General features: G+C 61.4%; 28 protein-coding genes and 1 tRNA gene. 16 read left to right on the top strand and 13 right to left on the bottom strand.

Going from position 1 to position 25365, the window contains the following annotated elements; translation table 11 throughout:
• Positions 1–25: 25 nt before the first annotated feature.
• Complete coding sequence (locus AB4X18_RS18055; RefSeq protein WP_370401394.1) at positions 26–595, top strand: PA14 domain-containing protein; 570 nt, start codon at positions 26–28, stop codon at positions 593–595.
• Here AB4X18_RS18055 and AB4X18_RS18050 read toward each other — a convergent pair.
• From AB4X18_RS18050 to AB4X18_RS18040, 3 genes are all read right to left on the bottom strand, one after another.
• A complete protein-coding gene (locus AB4X18_RS18050; protein WP_370401393.1) occupies positions 585–1421 on the bottom strand; it encodes a lysophospholipid acyltransferase family protein in 837 nt (278 codons plus the stop codon). The two genes, AB4X18_RS18055 and AB4X18_RS18050, sit on opposite strands and share 11 nt — an antisense overlap.
• Positions 1418–2173 carry a GNAT family N-acetyltransferase gene (locus AB4X18_RS18045; protein ID WP_370402660.1) on the bottom strand — a complete coding sequence of 252 codons (756 nt, stop codon included), beginning with the start codon at positions 2171–2173 and terminating at the stop codon, positions 1418–1420. The genes AB4X18_RS18050 and AB4X18_RS18045 overlap by 4 nt, the downstream gene beginning before the upstream one ends.
• A 132-nt stretch (positions 2174–2305) precedes the next feature.
• Positions 2306–2509 (bottom strand): DUF3553 domain-containing protein, encoded by a 204-nt coding sequence (locus tag AB4X18_RS18040; protein WP_370401392.1) that lies wholly within the window; start codon positions 2507–2509, stop codon positions 2306–2308.
• Between the two features lie 31 nt (positions 2510–2540).
• Here AB4X18_RS18040 and AB4X18_RS18035 point away from each other — a divergent pair, with 31 nt between their 5' ends.
• Positions 2541–3137 (top strand): histidine phosphotransferase family protein, encoded by a 597-nt coding sequence (locus AB4X18_RS18035; protein WP_370401391.1) that lies wholly within the window; start codon positions 2541–2543, stop codon positions 3135–3137.
• Positions 3138–3143: 6 nt separating this feature from the next.
• Here AB4X18_RS18035 and AB4X18_RS18030 read toward each other — a convergent pair whose 3' ends face one another.
• From AB4X18_RS18030 to AB4X18_RS17985, 10 genes are all read right to left on the bottom strand, one after another.
• Complete coding sequence (locus AB4X18_RS18030; protein ID WP_370401390.1) at positions 3144–4409, bottom strand: glutamate-5-semialdehyde dehydrogenase; 1266 nt, start codon at positions 4407–4409, stop codon at positions 3144–3146.
• A gap of 43 nt (positions 4410–4452) precedes the next feature.
• A complete protein-coding gene (gene proB, locus AB4X18_RS18025) occupies positions 4453–5559 on the bottom strand; it encodes a glutamate 5-kinase (protein ID WP_370401389.1) in 1107 nt (368 codons plus the stop codon).
• Positions 5547–6581 carry a GTPase ObgE gene (gene obgE / locus AB4X18_RS18020; RefSeq protein ID WP_370401388.1) on the bottom strand — a complete coding sequence of 345 codons (1035 nt, stop codon included), beginning with the start codon at positions 6579–6581 and terminating at the stop codon, positions 5547–5549. Before obgE ends, proB begins: the two co-directional genes overlap by 13 nt.
• A 13-nt stretch (positions 6582–6594) precedes the next feature.
• Positions 6595–7137 carry a GNAT family N-acetyltransferase gene (locus AB4X18_RS18015; protein WP_370401387.1) on the bottom strand — a complete coding sequence of 181 codons (543 nt, stop codon included), beginning with the start codon at positions 7135–7137 and terminating at the stop codon, positions 6595–6597.
• 2 nt (positions 7138–7139) lie between these two features.
• Positions 7140–7742: a LysE family translocator gene (locus AB4X18_RS18010; RefSeq protein WP_370401386.1), complete on the bottom strand. Its 603-nt coding sequence runs from the start codon at positions 7740–7742 to the stop codon at positions 7140–7142.
• Positions 7739–8242 (bottom strand): GNAT family N-acetyltransferase, encoded by a 504-nt coding sequence (locus tag AB4X18_RS18005; RefSeq protein ID WP_432816871.1) that lies wholly within the window; start codon positions 8240–8242, stop codon positions 7739–7741. The genes AB4X18_RS18010 and AB4X18_RS18005 overlap by 4 nt, the downstream gene beginning before the upstream one ends.
• A 90-nt stretch (positions 8243–8332) precedes the next feature.
• Positions 8333–8602, bottom strand: a complete 270-nt coding sequence (gene rpmA / locus AB4X18_RS18000; protein ID WP_370401384.1) for a 50S ribosomal protein L27 — start codon at positions 8600–8602, stop codon at positions 8333–8335.
• Between the two features lie 11 nt (positions 8603–8613).
• Positions 8614–9345 (bottom strand): 50S ribosomal protein L21, encoded by a 732-nt coding sequence (locus AB4X18_RS17995; RefSeq protein ID WP_370402659.1) that lies wholly within the window; start codon positions 9343–9345, stop codon positions 8614–8616.
• 198 nt (positions 9346–9543) lie between these two features.
• The gene (locus AB4X18_RS17990) at positions 9544–10359 is read right to left on the bottom strand and encodes a hypothetical protein (RefSeq protein ID WP_370401383.1); all 816 of its coding nucleotides are present in this window, start codon (positions 10357–10359) and stop codon (positions 9544–9546) included.
• Positions 10359–11225: a DUF2059 domain-containing protein gene (locus AB4X18_RS17985; protein ID WP_370401382.1), complete on the bottom strand. Its 867-nt coding sequence runs from the start codon at positions 11223–11225 to the stop codon at positions 10359–10361. Before AB4X18_RS17985 ends, AB4X18_RS17990 begins: the two co-directional genes overlap by 1 nt.
• Positions 11226–11381: 156 nt before the next feature.
• On the opposite strand from AB4X18_RS17985, the gene AB4X18_RS17980 reads away from it, so the two are divergent.
• The 14 genes from AB4X18_RS17980 (at position 11382) to AB4X18_RS17915 (ending at position 25363) form a co-directional block, all read left to right on the top strand.
• Positions 11382–11471 (top strand) — tRNA-Ser (locus AB4X18_RS17980).
• A gap of 408 nt (positions 11472–11879) precedes the next feature.
• Positions 11880–14171: a phage tail sheath family protein gene (locus tag AB4X18_RS17975; protein ID WP_432816870.1), complete on the top strand. Its 2292-nt coding sequence runs from the start codon at positions 11880–11882 to the stop codon at positions 14169–14171.
• Between the two features lie 27 nt (positions 14172–14198).
• Complete coding sequence (locus AB4X18_RS17970) at positions 14199–14714, top strand: phage tail protein (RefSeq protein ID WP_370401378.1); 516 nt, start codon at positions 14199–14201, stop codon at positions 14712–14714.
• Positions 14715–14755: 41 nt separating this feature from the next.
• On the top strand, positions 14756–15436 hold the full coding sequence (locus AB4X18_RS17965) for a hypothetical protein (RefSeq protein ID WP_370401377.1): 681 nt from the start codon (positions 14756–14758) through the stop codon (positions 15434–15436).
• On the top strand, positions 15433–16206 hold the full coding sequence (locus AB4X18_RS17960) for a hypothetical protein (RefSeq protein ID WP_370401376.1): 774 nt from the start codon (positions 15433–15435) through the stop codon (positions 16204–16206). Before AB4X18_RS17965 ends, AB4X18_RS17960 begins: the two co-directional genes overlap by 4 nt.
• Positions 16206–17552, top strand: coding sequence for a DUF4255 domain-containing protein (locus AB4X18_RS17955; protein WP_432816869.1), 1347 nt, complete (start codon positions 16206–16208; stop codon positions 17550–17552). The genes AB4X18_RS17960 and AB4X18_RS17955 overlap by 1 nt, the downstream gene beginning before the upstream one ends.
• On the top strand, positions 17549–19435 hold the full coding sequence (locus AB4X18_RS17950; protein ID WP_432816868.1) for an ATP-binding protein: 1887 nt from the start codon (positions 17549–17551) through the stop codon (positions 19433–19435). The genes AB4X18_RS17955 and AB4X18_RS17950 overlap by 4 nt, the downstream gene beginning before the upstream one ends.
• On the top strand, positions 19432–19665 hold the full coding sequence (locus AB4X18_RS17945) for a hypothetical protein (protein WP_370401373.1): 234 nt from the start codon (positions 19432–19434) through the stop codon (positions 19663–19665). The genes AB4X18_RS17950 and AB4X18_RS17945 overlap by 4 nt, the downstream gene beginning before the upstream one ends.
• Complete coding sequence (locus AB4X18_RS17940; RefSeq protein ID WP_370401372.1) at positions 19662–22328, top strand: eCIS core domain-containing protein; 2667 nt, start codon at positions 19662–19664, stop codon at positions 22326–22328. Before AB4X18_RS17945 ends, AB4X18_RS17940 begins: the two co-directional genes overlap by 4 nt.
• 24 nt (positions 22329–22352) lie before the next feature.
• On the top strand, positions 22353–23006 hold the full coding sequence (locus tag AB4X18_RS17935) for a hypothetical protein (protein WP_432816867.1): 654 nt from the start codon (positions 22353–22355) through the stop codon (positions 23004–23006).
• Positions 23003–23365: a LysM domain-containing protein gene (locus AB4X18_RS17930; RefSeq protein ID WP_370401370.1), complete on the top strand. Its 363-nt coding sequence runs from the start codon at positions 23003–23005 to the stop codon at positions 23363–23365. Before AB4X18_RS17935 ends, AB4X18_RS17930 begins: the two co-directional genes overlap by 4 nt.
• Positions 23366–23393: 28 nt before the next feature.
• Positions 23394–24524, top strand: coding sequence for a hypothetical protein (locus tag AB4X18_RS17925; protein WP_432816866.1), 1131 nt, complete (start codon positions 23394–23396; stop codon positions 24522–24524).
• A complete protein-coding gene (locus tag AB4X18_RS17920; RefSeq protein ID WP_370401367.1) occupies positions 24521–25030 on the top strand; it encodes a phage baseplate assembly protein V in 510 nt (169 codons plus the stop codon). The genes AB4X18_RS17925 and AB4X18_RS17920 overlap by 4 nt, the downstream gene beginning before the upstream one ends.
• 12 nt (positions 25031–25042) lie before the next feature.
• On the top strand, positions 25043–25363 hold the full coding sequence (locus AB4X18_RS17915) for a hypothetical protein (RefSeq protein WP_370401366.1): 321 nt from the start codon (positions 25043–25045) through the stop codon (positions 25361–25363).
• The last annotated feature ends 2 nt before the right edge of the window (positions 25364–25365 follow it).

The raw sequence follows: 25365 nt of genomic DNA, 5'->3' as shown, positions 1-25365 counted from the left end.
TGTGGAAAAAACTGGGAGTTTGACCATGAAGACCCTTTCTTTTGCAGCCCTGCTGCTGACATTCGCATCCCCTGCCCTTGCCGATGTGCTCACCCTTGCGCCCGCCGACCCGCAACCGGACGCCGGCAGCCTGACCAGCGGACTGGCGGTCAGCTATGCCTATCCCGGCAAGATACGCACCCTCGCGGATGCGGCCGCAGCGCTTGAAGACGCGAAAGCAGGCCCGGCCCTGCCCGGGCTGTCCTATCTGGATACGGAGGAAGGCGAACTGACCATGACGTCCACCTCCCAGAACAAGGTGGCCGCGGCGATTACCGGCTACATCCGCTTTGAAGCCCCCGGCACTTATGCGCTGGATGTCTGGAGCAACGATGGCATCGTGATGCGCATCGGCGGCCAGCAGGTCGCCCTTTATGATGAGGTCCACGCCTGCGAATCCGCCGGTGTTCAGGAAGTGGAGGTCCCGCAGGCAGGATGGTACGCGCTGGAAGCGACATACTTTCAGCGCAAGGGCACGGCCTGTCTGTTGATGGATTGGAACGTCGGCGGAGAGATGGGCCCGGTCCCAGATGAGGCATTTGCCTTCACCCAGTAGAACGGGAGGTGAGATGCGCGGCGCGCACGGCCTGCTCCGCATCTGCGGCCAAGGCTTTGCGGCTGTCGTAGTCGCTGACCCGCAAGGGCGGATGATAGGTGACCTCGACCCGGCCATGGCGTATCGGTGACAGCAGCACCGGCAGGGAGCCGCCAAATGTCATGTCCCCCCACCAGCCATAGTATCGCGCGTCCGCGCCTTCGGGCGCGACATAGCTGATCGTGACGGGCTGGATCTGCAACCCATCGCGCAATTCGGGGGCAAAGAACGCCTGAAAAAGCGTGGATTTGAACGGCAGGACCTGTTGCCCATCGGTGCTGGTGCCTTCGGGAAAGAACAACAGCTTGTGACCTGCCGCCAGCCGCGCCTGAAAAAGCTCCGTCTGCGCCCGTGCCCGCGCCCGGTTGCGTTCGACAAAGACGGTTCCCGTGGCGCGTGCCAGCCAGCCGATCCCGGGCCACCGCGCCACTTCGGATTTGGCGACGAAATAGATCCGTTTCGTCGCGTTCAGAACAAAGACGTCCAGCCAGCTTGCATGATTGGCCACGATGGCCCCTGCCCCCTGCATCGGCGCGCCGTGTACCACGTGCTTCAAACCGATGATCCGCATCGACAGCCAACAGACCGCGACGGTCAGATAGGGCGTAAAAGGCCGCTGCATCCCGTAGATTGGCCGCTCCACCATGCGCAGCAGGATGAGCAGCGCAAGCGATCCGAAGACCAGCACAATCAGGCTGGCGGCGCGCAAGATTACAAGCCCCCATCCCAGCAGGCTGATCCGGACCAGCGGCAGCGGCGCGTCTGACGTCCACCAGGGCGCGCTCATCCCGTGCCGCCGTAAAGTCGCATCTGCCGCGCATTCATGCGCGTGGTGTCAAGGATCAGGCAAACGTCGACAGTATTAAACTGCCGATCGACAAAGGCGCCCTCTCCGACCATGCCACCAAGCCGCAGATAAGCCTTGATCAGGCTGGGAATGGCGCGGGTGGCCCTTTTGCGGTCGATTTGCGTTTCCGCGATCAGGTTCATGTCCTGATAAGATATTTCCAATGCCCGTACCCGCAATTCCGGCGGTGCCAGATGCCGGTGGTGCAGCAGCGACAGTGGCTGTTTCAGCGCTTCGACATCAGTACCGTGAAAGCTGGCCACGCCAAACAGCACCGCGATCCCGTGATCGGCAATATAGCGGGCAAGCGCCCCCCACAGCAGGTGCATGGCCATCCCGCCACGGTAATCGGGGTGCAGGCACGACCGCCCCAACTCCAGCACCCGCCGTCCAGACGTCAGCAACGGGGTCAGGTCGTATTCGTTGGCGGAATAGAAACCCCCTGCGGCCGCCGCCTGATCCGCCCGCATCACCCTGTAGACCCCGACGGCACGCGCTCCGTCAAAAACAACAAGGTGATCGACGAATGGGTCGAAGCGGTCCCGCTCAACCTGGGCTTCATGGTCCACCAGCGGACCATCGCCCCCAAGTTCCTTGATGAAAACAGCGTAGCGCAATTGCTGTGCCGCGTGAATATCAGCGGCGTCACGTGCAATACGCACGTCAAGTCCGGTTGTGGCTGTCAGCGACATCTGCATGCCACACCCTTCTCCCCGCTTCTGGCTGTGACATAGGAAGATGCGCGAAAAAGGGCAATACCTGCCTGAGATGAAGGAAAATACACACTATCGCGCGATGGTAGAAGTATAATAGGGTGCACCACATTAAGGTTTTGAGAAGGAAGACCCATCATCAAAGACGGGCACCAGTCCGATATGAAAGCTGTCGATGACAACCTTGCCCTCATCCCGAAAATTCACCGTCACCTTTCCGCCAATGTTGCTTTGCACCTGACCGGTGCCCCACTCGGGGCGGTTGGGGTGCTGAACCAGCATTCCCGGGGTCAGGATCGCATTCAGGTCGTCCATAAGGCTTCATCTTTCACAGGCAGGTCATAGTATGAGTAACGAAGATATCACAATCGCGGGCCTGATCGGCAGCCGCATCTGCCACGACCTTATATCGCCCATCGGCGCAATCACAAATGGGCTTGAGCTTTTGGAAATGTCCGGCGAGGCGGGCAGCCCGGAAATGACCCTGATCGGCCAGAGCGTGGGCAACGCCAGCGCGCGTATCCGCTTTTTCCGTATCGCCTTCGGGGCGGCCGGGGATCAGATGGTTGGCGCGGCTGAGGTATCATCGATCCTGCGTGATCTTTATGCGGGCAGCCGGTTGGAAGTGGATTGGACCCCGGCGGAGCCGAAACCCCGCGCGGCGGTCCGGCTGGCCTTTCTGGGTATTCTCTGTCTTGAAAATGCGATGCCTTTCGGCGGGCGCCTGTCGATTTCATGTACGGGGGCCGATTGGTCCCTGAACGGTGTCGCGGACCGGTTGAACATCGATGACAGCATATGGGACGTGCTGGAAGGCGGTGGCGCGCAGGCGTCGCTTCAGCCTTCGCACGTTCAATTTGCACTGCTGCCGATGATCGCAGCGCAGGACGGTCGCAAGATCATTACCCACATCGAAACGACCCAGATTTCTCTTGGCTTTTGACGTCGCCTAGCCGCGTACCGTGCCGTCGCCGGTGACGAGGTATTTGAAACTGGTCAACTGGGCCGCACCGACGGGGCCGCGCGCGTGCATCTTGCCCGTCGCAATCCCGATCTCCGCCCCCATGCCGAATTCGCCGCCATCGGCAAACTGGGTGGAGGCATTGTGCATCAGGATGGCGGAATCGAGCCTGTTCATGAAGGTCTGAACGGTTTCTGCATCCTCCGCGAGGATGCAATCGGTGTGGTTGGAACCATGGGTGCGGATGTGGTCGATTGCCTCATCGACCCCGGTGACCACCCGCGCCGCGATGATCATGTCAAGGAATTCGCGCCCCCAGTCTTCTTCTGTTGCCGCAGTCACGCCATCAATCCGCGCCAGCCGGGCGTCCCCGCGCACCTCAACGCCGGCATCCAGCAGCGCCTTGATCACGCCTTGACCGATGGTATCCGCAATATCCTCGTGGATCAGCAGGCACTCCGCCGCTCCGCAGATCCCCGTGCGGCGGGTCTTGGCGTTCAGTACCACGCCAAGCGCCTTTTCAGGGTCGACGGACGCGTCGATGAAGATGTGCACGATCCCCTCCAGATGCGCAAAGACCGGCACGCGCGCTTCGCGCTGCACCAGCCCTACCAGACCTTTGCCACCGCGGGGCACGATGACGTCGATCGTGTCGGTCATCCGCAGCATTTCCGATACGGCGGCCCGGTCACGCGTGGGCACCAGCTGCACCGCGTCTTGCGGCAGATTGGCGTCCCGCAGCCCCTGTTGAAGGCTGGCATGGATGGCGGAGGAGGAATGAAAGCTTTCCGATCCCCCGCGCAGGATGACCGCGTTCCCGGCCTTCAGGCACAGGGCACCGGCATCCGCCGTGACATTGGGGCGGCTTTCGTAAATCACGCCGATCACACCGAGCGGCGTGCACACCCGCTTGATGTGCAAACCGGTCGGCCGGTCCCATTCCGCCAGCACCTCGCCCACAGGATCGGGTTGTTCGGCCACACTGCGCAACCCGTCGACCATGGCGCGAATGCGATCCTCATCCAGCATCAGCCGGTCCATCATCGCGTCCGAAAGGCCTTTGTTGCGGCCATATTCGAGATCCTTGGCGTTGGCCTTCAGAATTTCGTCACGCGCCGACCAAAGGTGTTCGGCGGCGCCAATCAGGGCGGCATGCTTGCGTTCGGCGCTGGCGCAGGCCAACTGCGCGGAGGCCGCTTTGGCACGGGCGCCGATGTCAGCCATCAGTTCAGCAATATTATCCATGTCTTTCATAATCTTGCGCCCGATTTCTAATGCTTTTCAATTACTGGCCCGGTCAGAGTGCCATATCGTCACGATGAATCAAAGCAGCGCGTCCGGGATAGCCCAGGATCGCCTCGATCTCGGCACTTTGATGGCCCTTGATCCGGTCTGTTTCATCCGCCGTATACCGGCACAGCCCGGTGCCGATGCGGTGTCCCTGCGCGTCGGTGATCGCGATGCTGTCGCCCCGCTCAAACGGCCCTGTCACACCGGTGACCCCCGCAGGCAGCAGGGACTTACCCCGGCGCAGCGCATCCACCGCGCCTGCATCTAGCGCCACCGATCCGCGCGGTTTCATCGCGGCAATCCAGCGTTTGCGGGCGGCTTGCGGGTCCGACTGGGCCGTGAACCACGTGGCAGCGGCCCCGTCATGCAATGCCTTCAGCGGGCGCAGTACCGACCCTTCCGTGATTGCCATCGCACAGCCCGCCGCCGTTGCCGTGCGCGCGGCCATCAGCTTTGTCTTCATCCCGCCCTTGCTGAGACCGGACCCGGCGTCCCCTGCCATCTGTTCAATCTCAGGGGTGATGCGGTCAATCACGTCAAAGCGCTGCGCGGTTGGATCTTCGGTCGGGTTCGCGGCATAGAACCCGTCGACGTCAGACAACAGGATCAATTGATCCGCCCCCACTGTCACGGCAATCTGGGCGGCCAGCCGGTCATTGTCGCCAAAGCGGATCTCATCCGTCGCGACGGTATCGTTTTCATTCACGATCGGCACCACGCCCAGCGACAGAAGCTGTGACAGGGTCGCGCGGCTATTGAGATAGCGGCGGCGATCCGCGCTGTCCTCCAGCGTGACCAGAACCTGTGCGGTCTTGATGTCGTGGGGGGCCAATGCTTCTTCGTAGGCGCGCGCAAGGCGGATCTGGCCAACGGCGGCGGCCGCCTGCGATTGCTCAAGCGCCAGAGTGCTTGCAGGCAGCCCCAGTACCCCGCGCCCCAAGGCAATCGACCCTGACGACACCAGAACAACGTCGGCCCCTAACCCCTTGAGCCACTTGATATCTTCGGCAAGGGCTTGCAGCCAGTCGGCGCGCAATGCGCCGCTGACCCGGTCCACCAACAGCGCGGAGCCGATCTTGATGACGATGCGCCGGGCCGCCGCTACGGATGCCACGGCGTCGCCTCGTCCTGCGGGCGGTGGCGCAGGCGGTCTTCATCGATCTCGCCGCGCAGGGCGCGCAGCACCTCGGTCACCCCTTCACCTGCAACCCCAGACATCAACATGACAGCGCCGCCGCTTTCCTTTTCCAATATTTCCCGGGCACTTGCGCGCTCTTCCTCATCCAGTGCATCGACCTTGTTGAGCACCGTGATGCGCGGTTTTTCCGCCAATTCCCCGCCGTAGGCTTCGAGTTCGGTAATGATGGTCCGGTAATCGGTCGCCACGTCCTCTGATGTGCCATCGACCAGATGAAGCAAGACCGCGCAGCGTTCGACGTGGCCCAGAAACCGATCCCCGATACCGCGCCCTTCATGGGCGCCCTCGATCAGGCCCGGAATATCGGCGACGACAAATTCAGTGTTATTAACGCCGACCACGCCGAGGTTCGGGTGAAGCGTCGTGAAAGGGTAATCCGCAATCTTGGGCCGCGCGTTGGACGTGGCTGCCAGAAACGTCGATTTGCCTGCGTTGGGCAAACCCAGCAGACCGACGTCCGCGATCAGCTTCAGGCGCAACCACAGCGTCCGTTCCACCCCGTCCTGACCAGGGTTTGACCGACGCGGCGCCTGATTGGTGGCGGATTTGAAATGCAGGTTGCCCCAGCCGCCATTGCCACCACGCGCCAATTCAACCCGCTGGCCCACTTCGGTGATGTCAGCAATGACGGTTTCCTGATCCTCATCAAGGATTTCCGTCCCGACCGGCACCCGCAACACAATATCCTCACCATCCTTGCCGGTGCGCTGCTTGCCCATACCGGGTTGGCCGTTCTTGGCAAAGAAATGCTGCTGATAGCGGAAATCGATCAGCGTATTCAGCCCGTCCACGGCTTCGGCCCAGACCGAACCGCCCGTGCCGCCATCGCCGCCATCCGGCCCGCCGTATTCGATGTATTTCTCCCGACGGAAAGACACGCAACCGCCCCCGCCCGCGCCGGAGCGGATATGGACTTTTGCAAGGTCGAGGAATTTCATCGCTGCTGCTTTCTCAGGCCGTCAGGTGCCGGGTGTAGGTCCAGGTTGGTACGGTGCTGCCCCGTGCCAGACAATAGGTTTCCGCATCTCCAAGATAGATAAATCCGGCATTGGTCAAGACCCGCGCCGATGCCGGGTTGTCATGGTACACAGACGCAAACATCGCGTCATTTCGCAACGGATTTGCTTCGACCAGCGCTTGCACGGCCTCGGAGGCCAGATGGGTGTTCCAGAAAGCCGGTGCCACCCAATAGCCCACTTCGGATTGGTTCCGATCCAGCCGGGTCAGGGAAATCACACCCATCACTTCGGCGCCGCCGCTTTTCAGGCCGTCCATGACCCAAACATCTTCTTCACGCGGTTCGGCCATGGCGCGGCTGATGAACGCCTCTATCGTGCCGGGGGGCAAGGGATGGGGAATGGAGGATGTGTTCCTGGCGACCCGCGGATCGCCTGCGTACATCTCGACCAACCCTTGATCCGACGGGCGCAAGGGGCGCAGATCAAAACGCGCGGTTTCTATCACCGGTTGGTTTATGATCGGTTGCATTTCCATCGTCATGTTCCTCCTCCGAACAGTACGAACAGGACAGAGGCGACTGTGAGGCCTGCCAATGTCCACATCAGATAAGGTTCCGCAGTCGTTCCTGCTACCGTGCTCGCGATCCTGTCACCGGCGAAGGTCCACATCGGGTGCAGGATGATCTGGCAGAACAGCAGGACGGCGGCGATGGTGGCCGTCGCGACAAGCGCGGATGTGCCGGGGGCTACGAAATTGGTGAACCCCCCGACGATCATCGCCCAAGCCTTGGGGTTCAGGGGGTGTACGATCAATCCCGCCGCGAACCCCGGGGCCTCTCCCGCACCACCGCCCTGCCCCAGACGCAAATTGGCGACCTTCCAAGCCAGCCAGACGATATAGGCCGCAGAAAGGTACTTGAGCGCAGAAAAAACTCCGGGATAGCTGTCCGCCATTTGCATCAGGCCGAAGCCGACCGGCCAGATGATGAGTTGCTTGCCCAAGGCCACCCCCGCCACGAAGGGCAGCGCCGCACGCAGCCCGAACCGCGCGCCCGTAGCCATCAGCGCCATGTTGGCGGGACCGGGTGTGCCGATCTGGCTGGCGGCAAAGACCGCAAGGGGGAACAGGGCGACGCTCATGTGCAGGCCTTCCAGTCGTCGGCGGTCAGAATGAGTTCGTGCCGCTTGACGTCCTCGCCCAGAGCCTGAGAGAAGACTGCGGAAGACCCATTCGGGCGGAAGCCGAGCTTTTCGTGAACCCGTGCCGACGCGTCGTTGCCAGCGTGATAACCAGATGTGACAACAGCCGCGCCACCTGCAAAATGATGGTGCAACAAGACGAACGCCGCCTCCGTCATCAGCCCTTTGCCCCAGTGTTCCCTTGCAAGCCAGAAACCGAGCATGAGGCGAATACCAATCGCACCGACCAAATGGCCTTCGTATTCCAATGCAAAGGTGTCCTCACCAGACCCAATGACATGGTCGAGATAGTCATGCGCCATTTCAAGGCTGTAAGGATGTGGCATTGGGCCAATCCAACGCGCAATTTCGATGTCATTGACCAAGACAGCCAGTCGCTCGGCATCCGCCCGCTGGAAGCGGCGAAAGGTAAGACGTTCAGTCCGTAGCGTATCTGACATTTGACTGACCTTTCAAAAGGCACCGCAACAAAAGAAAAGGGACCGGCGTTTCCGCCGATCCCTGGAATGTTTTGCCTATTCGGGTACGGCTTATTCAGCGGCCTCCGCCTGTGGCAGGACCGAGATAAATGTGCGGTTCTTCAGGCCCTTGTGGAACTGAACGGCGCCATCGACGGTCGCGAAGATCGTGTGATCCTTGCCCATGCCAACACCTTCGGCGGGCCAGAACTTGGTGCCGCGCTGGCGCACGATGATGTTGCCGGGAATGACAGCTTCGCCGCCGTATTTCTTGACGCCAAGGCGACGACCGGCTGAGTCGCGCCCGTTACGGGATGAACCGCCTGCTTTTTTATGTGCCATTTGGTCTCTCCTTAGCCTTTAGCCAGTTCTTTGGCCTGTGCGATCCAGTCTTCACGACCGACACGACCCTTGAACGACAGTTTTTCTTCAATAGCTTCCACGTCCGCGTCTGTCCATGCCGCGATCTGGGCAAAGGTTGTGACGCCCTCACCGTGCAGCTTCTTGACGATGACGGGACCGACACCGGAAATCGCGGTCAAATCGTCGCCATCAGACTTTGCGGCCTTCTTCGCCTTGGGTGCGGCTTCTTTCTTTTCCGCCTTGGGCTCAGCCTTCGGAGCCGCTTTCTTTTCAGCCTTGGGCGCTGCGGCCTTCTTGGCCTTCGCGGGCTTCTCAGCAACTTCAGCAGACGCACCGGAGAGCGCCGCAACCGCAGCAGCGGATACAGAACCCGTCCCCACGGCCGCCATCACCTTGGATTTGCCAGCACCGGATGCCATGATCTCGGTGATCTTGACCAATGTCAGCTTCTGACGGTGGCCCTTGGTGCGCTTGGAGGAATGCTTCCGGCGGCGCTTGACGAAGTTGATGACCTTGTCACCCTTGATCTGATCGACGACTTCGGCCTGAACGGCTGCGTCTTCGACCAGCGGCGCGCCAACCTGTGGCTTGTCGCCACCTAGCATCAGCACGTCGTTGAATTGAACTGTTTCACCGGCACTTGCAGCAATCCGTTCCACCCGCAGCATATCGCCGGAGGTTACTTTGTATTGCTTACCGCCAGTCTTGATGACCGCAAACATCGCGTCTTCCTTCATTTTGTCGCGTCCTGTGGCCCCCGGCTTGCGGGCGTTTCGGGGTTGCGCCCCGCCTCAAACAGCGCGCCCGTTCAGGCGTCATTACATATAGGCCCGTGCAAACGTCTTGCCGGGATGCGGGCTTATCGACAGATCACGTATACAAGTCAAGCGTGTTCTGGCCCAAATCGGCGTTTAACGCCCCTAAAGCTCTTCCGCCAACATGTTCAGGGCCACAGCCCGGCCAAGCGCATAGGAGATATCTTCGTAAGACCGCCCGAAACCGTCAAAAAGCGCCCTGTTCAAAGCCTCCCCCGCAGGTGTCCGGGAGAAGGCCAGGTAATCCTCGATCTCGGAGGTCTCAAGCGGAGAATAGGCCAGCAGCATATAGCCAAAAAGCCAGCTGCGCGTGTCATCTGTCATCTCGTCCAGATCACCCGACACGCTGGACAGCATGTCTTCCTCGGTCATCTCGGCGGCGTCACCGTCAACCAGACCGCGCAGGAACTGCACATTGGCGTTCATCGCGTTGGTGACGTTGCGGTCCACCATGTCGCCGCTGGCGACAAGTTCGGCGATCAGGCCAAGCCGGGGATCGTCGCTCCCGTCGAGTTCGGCAAACCGCGCGCGTGCGGCTTCTTCGACAGCCGGGTCACGGATGGCATCGCGCGCGGTGTTTTCGAGCGTGACGATCCGCGCGCCGGGGTTTTCGGAGTAAAAACGGATCACCTCTTCCAGCAGGTCCCCCTGCAATTCCCGTTCCAGTGCGGCACGCACCGTTTCCACCATGCGGTCCGTGTCATAGATCGCATCGACCTGGATCTGCCAGCTGGCACCGCCCTGCCCGTCCAGCATCTCAAGGTCGAGCTCATCTGCCGTTTCCACCCCTTCAATACGCAGGATTTCCGCCGCTTCCCGCAATTTCAGCACATCGACAAGCACGGTCATACGGGCATCGGCAAGAACTGGCGCGGCCAGCATCATCAGCAACAAGGGCCAGAGCAGAAGGCTGCGGCGCATCACAGGTCCTGACTGGGCTGCATGGATGACAGGCGCAGCGCCACCGCTTCGAACCTGTTGGCCATGATTTCGTACTGCACGGCGTTCATCAATTCATAGACTTCCACCATCAGTGGATGTTCCAGCGCCTCGGCATAGGCTTCGACCTCTGCGTCGGAAAAGGCCTGATAGGTATAGGCGGAACTGGCCAACGCATTGGCCTTGATCGATGACCGCAACGCGCCCTCCTGTTCTTTCAAAGCTTCGCGCAGATCAGGCTCTTCCATCCGCAGTTCGATCACGCCGGCTCCGGCGGCGGCCATGAGAAAGCGCACCTGAACCTCCTGAATGGCACGGATCGCGTTATCCTCGGACCCGCTTGCGTTCGAGAGCCGGGCCAACAGATCGACACGCGGACTGTCGATGCTTTCAAGACCCGCAATGATCTCTGCTCCGCTTTCGGATCTCAGCCCGTCTTCCTCGATCATGTGGGACTTGTTCTCCACCGCCACCAGGCGGGTACCCAGATCAGAGGCATAAAAGCCCGCGGCATGGGCCAGCAGGTCATCGCTGAGCGTCTGGGCCAGGATTTCCGTCGCCATGTCGTGCATGATGTCGGTATCAAACACCTCCGACACCAGTCGCGACCATTCGGATCCGAAATCCTCCGCCTGCAATCCCAGCATTTGTGGGGCGCTGTCGGCGGACAGGCGGATGCTTTCCAATGCCACGTCGAAACCTGTCACTTCCAGAAACGCCTCAAGTCGATCAGCGTCCGCGCCCTGCGCCGGGCGCGCCAGCATGCTGGCAATCACAACCACCGACAGCGCGGCAAAGCGCAAGGCTGTCAGCCAAAAGGACGGCGGGGCGGTGTATCTGGCTATCATCTGGGCTCCCTTTCGGATGATCTGAAGCCAAGATAGGTCGGGAACACCACTTCTGAAAGGCTGAACCGCCAAATTGCGGCGCTTTGCGCCAAAGCCCGCACAAGCCCCCTTGCCGCTGCGCACATTCGCGACTATTGCAACGCTCCAGACCCCCGCGGAGAGGTGCCGGAGTGGTCGAACGGGGCGGTCTCGAAAACCGTTGTGGGTGCAAGCCTACCCAGGGTTCGAATCCCTGTCTCTCCGCCATGATCTTTTGGGTTACATCACCTTTGCCGGGCACCCTTCTGCTGCATACAGCAGATGACGATCGGCGCGCTTAAATCCTTGCATACAGGCGCAATTGGTCCGGATGGGGAAGCCATTTGCGCGGCGAATGCGGTCCGTACACGCAGGCGTATGGGTGGTGTGGGGATTGGTGCGACTAGGCTCAAGTCTGCTCATAAACAGGACGTTCGAAATTCAACCTTGACACGAATCTGGCAGTCACTGATCCTTTAAGAGTTCAGAAATTGATATCTGCTTTGAGACTTTAACTCCGCCGTATTGCTCGGTTCGCTGTCGCGACGAGGTGCTTTTTTTTGGCTATTCTCCTCGTCCCATATTTGTTCAGACGGGCTTAAAACCCTCAAGGCATACGCTCAAGGAGCGATGATTATGCCTGTTTCAGTTTCCTATCCCGGCGTCTACATCGATGAAGTTCCAGGGGGGTCGCGCGCCATCGCAGGTGTGCCGACTTCAGTAGCGGCATTTGTCGGATACAGTCGGCGCGGACCGATTGATGACGCGACCCAGATCTTCAGCTTTGCCGATTTTGAGCGCACCTTTGGCGATCTCCATCCGACCAGTGCATTGAGCTATGCGGTCAACCACTTCTTTCTCAACGGCGGTGCCACGGCATGGATCGTGCGCGTCGCCGAAGGCGCTGCGGCCGCGTCGGTCACGCTGGACAGCCCGAACGACGGGCCAACGTTGGAGATTGAGGCGGCCAGCGAAGGGGCCTGGGGCAACAATCTGCAAATGCTGGTCGATTATGACACGTCCAGCCCGGATTCGACCTTCAACCTGACCGTGAACGAGATGCGGCAGGTGGGCGGTCAATTGGTCGTGTCCCGGTCCGAGGTCCATCGCAACCTGTCGATGAACCCGGATTCGTCGAACTACGCGATGGACAGCGTCAATGACGCGTCCCGGATGATCGAAGTTACCAACGATCTGCCCGCGACCACTGGTACGGCAATCGTGCTGGGCGGTCAGATCACCGACGCGATGGTCAGCACACTGCCCGACACGATGCGGCGCATCGGGGTACAGATCAACGGCGGCCCGGTTGAAGAATTCAATCTTTTCGACCCCGGCAGCCCCCCTGCAAGCGTTGCAGCGGTCGCCACGACCATTCAGGATACTGTGGATGCCCTTATCGACAATCCGCCCCCGGGGGATTTCACCATGGTGGAAACGCCGGATGGTCGCCTTGAGGGCACGCTTGGGAACAACCCAACAAACACCTCGATCCGGTTTGTACCGGCTTCGATCAACAGTGCGACTGCGGCCTTGCGGCTGACACTGGCAAGCGGAGCCCGCGAGACGGACATCTTTTCACAAACGCGGCCGTCACCGACAGGGACGACCGGCGCCCGGGTTGACGATTTCGACAATACGACGCTCGTGCCGGCAAACACGCTCCGGGTCGATGTTGTTGATCCGGCAGGGGCAACGGTCGGGCAGACTGCGGATTATGGTTTTCCCGAACAGCCCGCTTCGCTGTCTGCGGCGGCCGCCATGTTGCAGGTCGAACTGCGCGCTACGGACCACCCCGCCTTTCGCGCGGCAACAGTCACCGTCCGGGATGACCGCATCGTCATGCGCGCCAGTCCGGATACGCCGACGGCGCGATTGGTTGCCGTGGACGTCAACAACACGCCGACGCAGGCGCTCGGGCTTGACACCCTGATTGTGAACCTTGCGACCTACCGCATGGGGACACCGCCGACCGTGGCGGCCCAAAGTGCTGTCGCAATCGGGGTGGATGGCACGGCACCGGATCTGGGCACTCAAGTCGGGCTGGACCTTTATCTGGGGGACCGGGACGACAAGACGGGGCTTTTTGCACTGGAGGATGCGGATCTGTTCAACATCCTGAACCTGCCCGACGTGTCGCAGATCGATATTCTCACCGCCGCCGTCACCTATGCCGAAGAACGGCGGTCGATGATCCTGATTGACCTGGAAGAAAACGTGCGCGCCATCGAAGACGCGCGCGACTGGGTCAATGACGCCGCCAATTCGGGCCTGAAGCACCGCAATTCGGCCATCTACTTTCCACGTCTGATGATGGGCGACCCGGTACAGGGCGGGCGGTTGCGTCCCTTCCCCAATTCCGGCGTCATTGCCGGTCTGTGGGCACGCACGGACGCAGAACGCGGCGTCTGGAAAGCGCCGGCGGGGATTGATGCCCGGCTGCGCGGTGTGCAGGCGCTTGATTACCGGATGACGGATCCCGAAAACGGCGTCCTGAACCCGCTAGGCGTGAATTGCCTGCGCACCTTTCCTGTTTACGGCACGGTCAGCTGGGGGTCGCGGACCCTTGTGGGTGCGGATGTTTTCGCCTCCGAATGGAAATACGTGCCGGTGCGTCGGCTTGCCCTCTATATCGAAGAAAGCCTCTATCGCGGCACGCAGTTCGTGGTGTTTGAACCCAATGACGAACCGCTCTGGTCACAGATCCGGTTGAGCGTTGGAAGCTTCATGCAGCAGTTGTTCCGACAAGGCGCGCTGCAGGGGTCCACCCCGCAAGAGGCTTATCTGGTGCGGTGCGACAAGACCACGACGACCCAGGCCGACATCGATCTGGGCATCGTGAACATCTACGTCGGATTTGCCCCGCTGAAGCCTGCGGAATTCGTCGTCATCCAGATCCAGCAACTGGCCGGTCAAAGCCAGTCCTAACGCAAGCGCCGCCGCAAGGAGACCGCCATGCCTGAATTCAACGTCAACCCATCAAGGTTCGATCCTTACAAGAACTTCAAGTTCCGCGTGCGGTGGGATGGCCGCTTTGTGGCGGGGGTCAGCAAGGTCGGCGCGCTCAAACGCACCACCGAAGTCGTCGAACACCGGGTGGGGGGCGACAGTTCCACCAGCCGCAAGTCACCGGGCCGGTCGAGTTACGAGGCGATCATGCTCGAACGCGGTGTGACCCACGATCTGGAATTCGAGAATTGGGCGAACCGCGTCTGGAATGTCGAAGCGGGGCTGGGATCGGAGGTGTCGCTGGCCAACTTCCGCCGCGACATCACGATCGAGATGTACAACGAGGCGGGCCAACTTGCCATCGCCTACCGCGTGTTTCGCTGCTGGGTGTCGGAATATCAGGCCATGCCGGAACTGGACGCCAATGCCAACGCGGTCGCCATTCAATCCATCAAGCTCGAGAACGAAGGGTGGCTGCGCGATACCGACGTGCAAGAGCCGCAGGAACCAAGTTTCGAATAAGCGTCTTGGTCGAGCGGGACGCGCGACAAGAAAGCAAGCACATGACGATCCGAATGGACATCAATGCGATCCTGGATCTCTGGGAGGCCGGTCAGGGTCTCTTTCCCTATCAACGTGCGGTGCTTGTGCTTGAACGGTGCGGTTGGACGAACCCCGCCGATTTGTCGCTGGCGGAGCGGGACCGGGCCTTGCTGGGTATCCATCGCGCATCATTCAATTCCTCGCTGGATCTGATCACGGAATGCCCAACCTGCGACTCGCGGTTGGAACTGACGCTGGACATTGCGGATGTTGAGGCGTCGATGGCCCTGCTCCCGTCTGCGGTTCCAGCCGCCCTGAAGGGCATTGCGCTGCGCGATGTCACCACCCGCGACATTGACGCCGTGGCCAATGCACCAGATCCCGCATCGGCATTGCGGACACGTCTGGCGGGGCCGGATGCCCTGCCCGCCCAGACGCAGGCAAAGCTGGCAGGCTGGATCGATGCAAGGTTGAGCGATGCAGAAGTGTCGGTGCGCCTGTCCTGCGTCGAATGCGGTCACGATTGGCCGGAAACGCTTGATATACCTGAATACATCTGGACAGAGATCGAACATCGCGCGCACCGCGCGCTGCGCGATGTGGCCGATCTGGCGCGCTATTACGCGTGGTCAGAGGCGGCGATCCTCGCACTTGGACCCCTTCGCCGCCAAGCCTATCTGAACCTGGCGAGGGCATCGTGACCGGGCCGGTCAATCGGCTGCTGAGCCGCGCCATAGGTCAGGGTGAAGGTGGCCTGCGACCGCGCATGCCCGGCCTGTTCGAACCCTTGCCGGGAACGGAGGGCGCTCCCGATGCAATCAGCGATGGTTTGGTCGAAACCACCGCACCGGCACCGCCGCATTCCGACAAGACACCTCCACCGCATGAAACGCAGCGTCCGACGGCAATGAAGGCGGAGGGCCCGGTCGATGCCCCGACCTCGCCCCCGCTGACGCAATCCGTGTCTGACCGTTCTGAAACCACGATCCGGCCTTCCCGTGCACCTTTGCAATCAGTACACGTGCCACCCGACCCGATCCGCGACACGCCCCAGATGACTGCGGCAGCGCCGAAAAACGATCCAAGACCTTCTACACTTTCCCGCCCGCCTGATGTGGCCGAAGGTCGGGAAACCACGACGGATGGGGACATGCCCCCGAAAACACCGGCGGCTGCCGGCCCGCCCCCTCCTGCTTCTGTTGAACACCGCGCCATGCCGATACCCGAACCGGCAATATCCGAACCTCTGGCAGAACGCCCCGGTCCGAGCCGGGATGCCCCGACACCTGCACGCACGGCGGCCCAACTTACACCGCCACCCGCAGCGGAACCTGACATTCACATCCACATCGGACGCCTTGAGGTCCGCACGGCGGCACCCGCCCCCGCCAATCGCGCGCAGCGGTCCCGCACGCCCAAGCGCGCCGCCAAGGGCCAGTCCCTGTCCGACTATCTGAAGGAGCGCGGGTGATGAGCAACGTTCTGGCCATCGCTGGTGTTACGCGGATCCTGAAGGACATGCTGAACGACGCGCTGGTGTTCGGGAATGTCGATCAGGTGATGGGGACGGATTTCGCGGTGACTGCGCAGCCCCCGGACCGCATCGTTTCGGACAACCCTGACACCCAGACGCCACATCTGAACCTGTTCCTGCATCGTGTGACGCCGAATGCGGCCTTGCGCAACGCGGATCTTCCGACGCGGTCGGGCGACGGGGCGCTGCAGATGCGCCCGACGCTGGCGCTGGATCTGCATTACATCCTGACCGCAGTCGCCGCAGAGGAACTGCATGCCGAAGTGTTGCTGGGCTATGCGATGCAGCTTTTCCACGAGATGCCGGTCGTCCCGCGGGAGTCGATCCGCACCTCCCTTTCCGCGGCTGAACTTGCGGGCCTGGGAAGTGGCCTGCCCGATTTTGGCACCGGGCCGCTGTCACCTGCCGAATTGGCGGATCAGATCGAAATGCTGAAGATCACGCCAGTTGCGCTGTCAATGGATGACATGTCCAAGATGTGGACGGCACTGCAGGCCAGCTACCGCACGACGGTGGCCTATGACGTGTCCGTAGTGCTGATCGAACGGGCGCTGCCGGTCCGACCGACCCTGCCCGTGCTGACCAGAGGCGGTTTGCGTGATCCCGAGACAGGGCGCGATCCGGGCGTGGCAGCCGAACCGCACCTTGCCACGTCTGTGCCGTCGCTGCTTTCGGTCGCAGCGCAGGACCAGCATCCCGTGATGCGTTTGGGAGGCCGCGTGGTGCTGACCGGAACCGGGCTGGATACGGGCGATGCCCAGGTCCGTTTTCGCGAGGCAGGCACGGACGTCAGCCTGCTTTTGGTGCCCGAGGCCCCCGCGCGTCCCGATCGCCTTGTCGTGCAATTGCCCGGACCTGCTGCCCTGCCCGGTGGCAGTTCGCTCGCGGGCACACCACAAGACCCCGCGTCCTGGCGCGTCGGTGCCTATGAGATCGAGGTGATCCTCACCGATAGTGAAGCGCGCACGGCCGCGACCAACCGCTTGCCGCTGGCCCTTGCCCCGGCCATTTCCGCGACCGCGGTTGCAGGGGGGGCTGGCACGCAGGTAACGGTGGACACAGCACCACCCATTCGCGCGGGACAGGAGGTTGCCATTCTTGTCGGGACCCGGATGGAAGTGCTGCAGAGCCCTTTGGCAAACACAGATCAGGTCGACGCGACCTTCGAAGGTCCCGGGGCCGGCACCGACGTTGTGGTGCGGTTGCGGGTCGATGGCGTCGACAGTCCGGCGATTGACCGCAGCGCCACGCCGCCTGAACTCCAGACGGTGACAGTAACATGACCCGCGATCCCCGCCCCCCACTGGATCAGGCCCCGCCGATGGGGTCGCACGGTGGTGATGCGGTCGCGCGTCTTGCTGCCCTTGCGCAGGGCCATCCGCTGCCCGCGTTCGAGGTGCAGGCAAACACGCCCCTGACCGACCTTGGCGCGATCTTCGGCCTTGAACCGACGTCGCTTCAGCTTCTTGCAACTGTCGTCGCCTGCGAAACCGAAGCGTCGGCCACTCACCACCTCGCGGAGATGGGTGCGGCGGGCGGACTGACGGTTGCCGTGGCGGAGCGCGTCGTCGGGCCATTGGTCGGTGCCGCACTTGCCGCCTCCGCACCGTTGCGGCGGTGGCGCATGGTGGAGTTGCTGGGCCACGGCCCGCTGCGAGAGCGGGTGATCCGAATGGATGAACGCATTCTCGACTATCTGCTGGAGCGATCCGGTCTGGATGCGCGGCTGGAAGGTTTGGTGCAGGTGCCACGCAGCACCGACACCGCCGTGAAAGCCGATGACAAACACATGGAGCGGCTGGTTGGCGCCCTGACCGCCAAAGGGCCGCCACCGGTTCTGGTGATCGAGGGCGGATTTGCCGAGCAGCGCCGCACCTTGGTCCAGCAAGCCGCAGCACAGGCGGGTGCGCGGGTTCTGCGTCTGGACGCCGCGGATTTGCCAAGCGCGTGGACGGAACGCTTTGCAACTGCGCTTTACCTCGACCGGGAACTGGCGTTGTCACGCGCGATATTGATGATTGAAGCGGATGCAGATGCTGCGACCGGCCGGGATGTTTTGGCGCTTGTGGAACAGCTTCTCAGCCCCGTTGCCATCCTTGCCCCGGAGGTCGCCTTGCCAGAGAGGGAACCCGTGCTGCGCCTGCGCCTGCCCCAACCCACCCGGAACGAGCGCCGCATACAATGGCAGGCCGCATTGGCCTCAGCAGCGCCGTCGGCATGTGTGGATCATCTGGCGACACAATTCGCGCTGTCGCCCCGCGCCATTCGCAGTGTGGCCGCCGAAATCGCCGGGCATGACGCATGCGTCGAAGACGCCGACCTGTGGCACGCCGCGCGGCGCAGGTCGCGCGGCCCGCTTGACGGTTTGGCACAGCGGATAACAGCGCGGGTCCGGTGGGATGATCTGGTGGTGCCCGCAGATACGAAAGCCGCACTGAAGGACCTTGCCGCCCATCAAGGCAACGCGTGGCGCGTGTTGTCGGATTGGGGCTGGACGCAAAAGGGGGATCGGGGGCTTGGGACGGCTGTCTTGTTTTCGGGGGCGTCCGGCACCGGCAAGACCCTTGCTGCCGAGGTAATCGCCAACGAATTGTCTCTCGACCTTTATCAGATCGACCTGAGCCGGGTGATCAGCAAGTACATTGGTGAGACCGAAAAGAACCTGTCGCGGATTTTCGAGGCGGCGGAAGCCGGCGGCGCGATCCTGCTTTTCGACGAGGCGGACGCGCTTTTCGGGAAACGCTCAGAGGTGAAGGACAGCCATGATCGCTATGCCAATGTTGAGGTCAGCTATCTGCTGCAGCGGATGGAGGCTTACCGTGGCCTTGCGATCCTGACGACCAATCAGCGCAACGCCGTTGATCGTGCGTTCTTGCGCAGGCTGCGTCAGGTCGTGGTTTTCCCCTTCCCCGATATGGCGACCCGGGCCGAAATCTGGGCCCATGTCTTTCCTGCCGATACACCGCTTGAAGGGATCGATCCGGGTCGCCTTGCACGCCTGTCGCTGGCGGGGGGCGGTATCCGTTCGATCGCGCTTAACGCGTCATTTCTTGCCGCCGCCGAGAATGCCCCGGTGCGCCCGGATCATCTGCTGCGTGCGGCGCGGCGCGAATATGCAAAGCTTGAAAAGCCGTTTACCGCGACAGAGGCGGAGGTGTTTTCATGAGCCCCCGGCAGATCAACGTGACAATTGACCGGATCATCAGCGATGATCCCACGCTGGACCATGCGACACTGATGCGCGCATTGCGTGCCGCGATCCAGTCGCACCTGCAGGACAACGCCACCCTTGGCACCCCCGGGGCGCGCGCGTCCGCGCAGGTGCGCGCGGAGCCCAATGCGCAACCGCTCCCCGAACAGATTGCCCAGGCGACACTGCGAGGTCTGAACCGATGAAACAGGCCACAATCGCCACAGATGCAGCCGTTCAATCCCATACCGCCCCCCACCTGCAGCGTGCCTGCGCCTGCGGTGCGTCCAAGGGGGTCGAGGATCAATGCCCCACTTGCGCAGCCCAGGAGCGGTTGGGGGTGCAGCCCAAACTGACCGTGAACAAGCCCGGCGACCGCTATGAACAGGAAGCTGACCGCATCGCGGACCGGGTGGTGAGCGGTTCTGGCGTCGGTCCGCTTGGGATGGCGGAAGCCAGCTTGCAACGGATGGAAGAGGACGAGGAAGAGGTGCAGAGGAAGCCCGCAGGACTGCAGCGACAGGAGGAGGAAGAGGAGGAAGACACGCTACAGATGAAAGCCGCTGGTTCGGGTGCTGCCACCCATGCGATCAATCAGGCGGCGGCGGCAGTCTCAAGCGGCGGTGCGCCGTTGTCGCGCGCTGAAAGGGGCTATTTCGAACCCCGCCTCGGCCGCGACCTCTCTGACATTCGCGTTCATGACAGCGCCCGTGCCGGTGCTGCCGCCAAGGGCATCAACGCGCGCGCCTATACATTGAAGAACAACGTTGCTTTCGCGCCGGGCCACCGCGATTTCGCGTCAACCGAAGGCCGCCGCCTGATGGCGCATGAGTTGGTGCATACGGCGCAGCAGGGGCTAACAAGTTCCTTTGCATCCAAATCCCCGCTTGTGCAAAGAGCGCCAGCGAAAAATCGACGATGCGAATTCTCATCTGAGGTTCCAAGCGGCAAGGTCGAAAGAATTGTGGTCTCGGGCCAGCCACCGAACGCAACCATTAAATACCATCTATCCGGTCTAAGAAGGCCGTACACCTACAAACGCAAAAATGTCAAACTCACTGCAGAGCATTCGCCCTATATTGTAACAGTTCTACCGGGCGGAAACTTTAAGCTGTCTCCCAAAGACAGCAAAAAACTTGGTTTCAAAACGCCTCAAACCAACATCGCGTTAGTCTTCCATTGCAATGCAAGTCAACCCGATCCTAGGAAATTCAATTACCCCAACACGCTCCCCATTGAAGTTACTCCAACTGGCGGAAAAGGGTCAGGTGCATCCAATACAGTGAGCGGTGAGGGCGACGGGGGACACAGTGGCAACGAAGCCAAAGAGCCATCAGCAGATCCTGTCGAAGGTGGTTTGGCACTTGAACAAAAGGTGGATGACACGCCTCCGTCCAACGATCCAGGTCTCGGGTTGGAAGGCTTGGGATCGGAGAGCGACGCGGATCAACGCGCGGACACATCAAGCGAAACGTCAATCGAAGAACCGGAAGATTTCGATAGTGATGCGCCGTCTCTTGACGGCGAAAAACTGGGCGCGCTTGTAACAACAGGCGTCGAAGGCACCCCAGAAAGGTTTGTTGTTGGCGGTACCGTTCAGAAATTCCGCTCCCTGCGTCGAGGCGAGCTCCGGCAACGGGTTCGCGACGTTGCTGTCAGTACGCTCGCCTATTGTTTCGAACTAGGTCATCCATTTGCTGAGGCCGCAGTAGACGGCCCACACGTCAAGCTCCGATTGCCACGATACAAGCGTGCCCGAACCTTGGACGAAGAGAGTCTGCCCGTTATGGTGGATATGGAAGCGCTTGAAATCCGGTTTGCGGACGACTTGGGCGTCACAGACGGCAACGTTAATTGCAGCAATGAAGCACAGGAATGCTTCTTCTCTAACAGATTGTGCCTGCCGAGGATTAACATACCGACCGCTTCAATTGAACAGGCGGAAGATATCGATACGGCTCTGGGCGCCGCAGAGGCCGTTATCGACGGCGCTGAGATCGCGCTGACTGGCGGTGCAAGCGAGGTCGTTGAAGAAGGCGTCGAGCAAGTGGCAAAAGCCGGTCGACGTGCCGCGCGTCGGCAAGCCAGAAAACAAGCACGTTCCGCACGTAAACTCCGTCGGCAGGCCCGGCGTTCTGACAAGAAAGCAATTCGCCAAGCAAGGCGTGATCTCCGAAAGAGTACACGGAAGACTGATACTCGCAAGATTACGGCCGAACGAAAGGCAATAGACAAAAAGATCGGTAATTCCAGAGCCGCCTTCCGTAAATCAAGCGAACCAGGATACGACATAGAGATCGAAGTTGACGGCGTCGTTTATCGCCGACCGAAACCGTTCAAAGGCACATGGTGTCGTTTCAACTCACCGAAGGACTGCGGAAAAACTCTCGGCAACAAAGCCGACAGTGTTGCAGAAGAAAAAGCGATCAAGTTGAACTTGCCCAAAGGAAAGACCGGAGATTCCGACTTCAGCGCGGAGGAGTTGGCGTCTCTTTCCGAGACTGAACATGACGCCGTCATTCGGGATTTCATGCGGCTAAACGGAAAAACCCGCATCTACAAATCCGAGGCCCATCACGCCTTTCCAAAGTATCTGGGTGGCCCAGAAGAGCAGGCTCTATACTCGCTTCCCGATGATAAGCACATCGATTTTCACGCCGGTCTCGACAAGATTTTCAAGCGCAGTGCTGGAAAGGCAGAATTCGATGCTTTGCCGATGCAAAAAAAGGTTGAGATATGGAAATCGCTTAAACTCTACACTCGACAATTCGATTTGTGGAACGACACCAAGCTCTCCGGAACGCTAAAAACGCACTTCAACCAGATGAGTAAAGAGAAGGGGCTTGGATTTGATTTCGATGACCTATGATATGTCGCTCCTTGGGTGCACACCATGACCTCCCCCCGCTCCCCCAAACTCACCCGCGCGGGCCTTGTGCTGATCTCACCCGACAGCGGCGCAGTCGAGCGGATTATAACGCTGCAATATGCCGCCGAGACACTGTCGCGGTCACTGGACGTGCAGGCCATCGCGGATGAACCCGACCGCTCGCAACCGCTGCGCCTGACCGGTCCGGCGATCGAGACCATCAGCGTCGAGGCGGAGTTGGATGCCACCGACCAGCTTGAGTTTCCGGACAACAATCCCGATGCGGCGGAGCTTGGGCTGTTTCCGGTTCTGTCCGCGTTGGAGACGATGCTGCATCCGACAACGGCGCAGTTGGAACGCCAGAACGCGCAGGCCGCGTCCGGCAGTTTCGAGATCACGCCGGCGGAAACACCGCTTGCGCTTTTCGTGTGGTCTCCCAATCGCGTGGCACCTGTCCGGCTGACGCAGCTGTCCATCACCGAGGAATTCTTTGACCCGGCGCTTAACCCGATCCGCGCCAAGGTCAGCCTGACGCTGCGGGTCCTGTCGGTGGATGATCTGGGCTTTGCCCATCGCGGGGCGGGGCTGTTCATGGCCTATCTGCGGTCAAAGGAAAGCTTCAGCGGCCGTTATTCTGGCGGTGATCTCAGCGGGCTGGGTCTGGGAGGTTTGCCATGACAAATCCAATTCAGGCCATGTTCGAAGCGGGTGTGATCGCGTTGACCGATTTTCCGCCGGAAAGCCGTTATCACGGCATCGCGCGCCTTGAGATGACCTTGCCCGATGGGCGCAAGGTGGCCTATCTGCGCCGCCGGATCGTACCGCCGCCCACGGCCTTTGCAACCCGCGCCTTTCGCCGCGTCAAGGAGGCCGAGCGGCTGGACCACATCGCGGCGCAGGAAATCGGCAGTGCGGAGGCCTTTTGGCAGTTTTGCGACAGCAACGGCGTGCTTTGGGCAGAGGACCTTGAAGAAGTGGGGCGCGAGGTGCGCCTGACCCTGCCCGCGGGCGTGCCCGGAGTGGAGCCAGACCAATGACACAACATCAGACACGGGAGGCTGCAACGTGATCAAGGGCATCGACCTGACCTTGCTGTTCGGCCCCGGTGTCCCGGTGCCCGCCCCGGCCGGGGTGGTCGAAGCGCTGCAATCGGTGTCTATTGAGGAAAATTCCGGCCAGACGCCGTCAGGCTTTGACCTAACCTTTGCGGTAGAGCGGGATTCCCCGTTGGTCACCGCTTTTCTGCTCAGCGGTGCGGTCGAACCCCTGCCGATCCTGCGGGTAGCGTTGGTGGCAACCGTCGGCGGCACCGCCGTGCCGCTGATCAATGGTGTGGTAACGTCATCAGACCTGTCGCCCGGCTCCGGCAGCCAACCTGCGACGCTGAACATCCGCGGCACCGATTTGACCGCACCGATGGCCCATTTCGATTTTGCCGGCATTCCTTACCCGGCCATGCCACCCGAGGCGCGCGTTGCCCTGATCCTTGCAAAATATGCGTGGCTGGGCATCATCCCGCAGATCATCCCATCGCTTGAGGGGCCGCCGCTGCCGACGGACAGGATTCCGCGCCACAAGGGAAATGACCTCGACTACATCCGCACGCTGGCGGATGAAGCGGGCTATACCTTCTTTCTGAAACCCGGACCTGCCCCGGCCACCAGCATCGCCTATTGGGGTCCGGAAATCCGCTTTGGCGCGCCGCAGCCCGCAATCACCATCGAAAGCGGCGTCCCGACCAATGCCGAATCCGTCTCTTTCAGCTTCAACAAGGATTCCGTGGAAATCCCTGTCGTCTATGTTCAGGAACCGTTCAGCAAGGCAACGATCCCGATCCCGATCCCCGGGTCGATCCCGTTCCACAAGCCGATGGGCGCAATCCCGCCCCTGCCCCCGAAGATCGTGCACTTGAAGGACACAGCGCGGCTCAATCCCTTCGAAGCGCTGGCGCGGGGCTTTGCCCATGCCGCGCGCAAGGCGGACCCGGTCACGGGAACGGCACAGATCGACGTCACCCGTTATGGCCGAATCGTGCGCGCGCGGTCGGTCATCGGGGTGCGCGGCGCGTCGCGGGCCTATGACGGGCTGCACTACATCACCAGCGTGCGCCATCAGATGGAGCGTGGAAGTTACAAGCAGACGCTGTCCTTGAAACGGGGCGGCTTGCTGCCCACCCAGGCGACGGTGCCGGCATGACAGAGACCTATTACGGGAAATACCGCGCCTCAGTCGTCAACAATGTCGATCCCCTGCTGACGGGCCGCATACAAGTCATGGTGCCGGATGTCTCTGGGCTTGCTCTGTCCAGTTGGGCGATGCCCTGCTTTCCGGTCGCGGGGATCGGGACAGGTGCGTTGGGTGTGCCGCCGATCGGCGCGGGTGTCTGGGTCGAATTCGAGCGCGGCGATCCCGATTATCCGATCTGGACGGGCTGCTATTATGGCTCTGCCGCAGAAGTGCCCGCCCTGCACCAGCTTACCCCGCCCGGCCTGTCCGCCATGACAATGCAGACGACGCTGCAAAACGGGTTGACGGTCACCGACCTGCCCGGCCCAACCGGCGGTATCGTCCTCAAATCCGCCACAGGTGCCTCCATCATCGTCAATGACACCGGCATCTACATCCAGAACGGCCGTGGGGCCGCGATAACGCTCATTGGCCCCACTGTCACTGTCAACAACGGTGCCCTCACCGTGATCTAGGAGACCCAACCCATGCCCGGCCCCATCCTCGACCTCAGCGCAATCGTCACCTGCAGTCATGGTGGCAAGGCGACGCCGGTCCCGGTGGATGCGCGGGTCCTGTTGTCGGGCAAACCGGCGGCGACGCAGGCGTCGATCTACGCGGTGGCAGGCTGTGGCTTTGTCCCGCCGGGGGGCAATGGTCCTTGCGTGACGGGTACCATCGTGGTGGCAGCGGCGCGGGTCTTTGCCTCGGGCATTCCGGTGGCCCTGCAAACGTCCGTTACCACCTGCGTGCCGACAGGCACGCCGCTGATCCCGATCCAGACACAAACGCGGGTCATCGGGAGCTGACG

Source organism: Sulfitobacter rhodophyticola (genome assembly GCF_041281685.2).
Taxonomy (GTDB): Bacteria; Pseudomonadota; Alphaproteobacteria; order Rhodobacterales; family Rhodobacteraceae; genus Sulfitobacter.
This window is presented reverse-complemented; position numbering and strand designations above follow the sequence as displayed.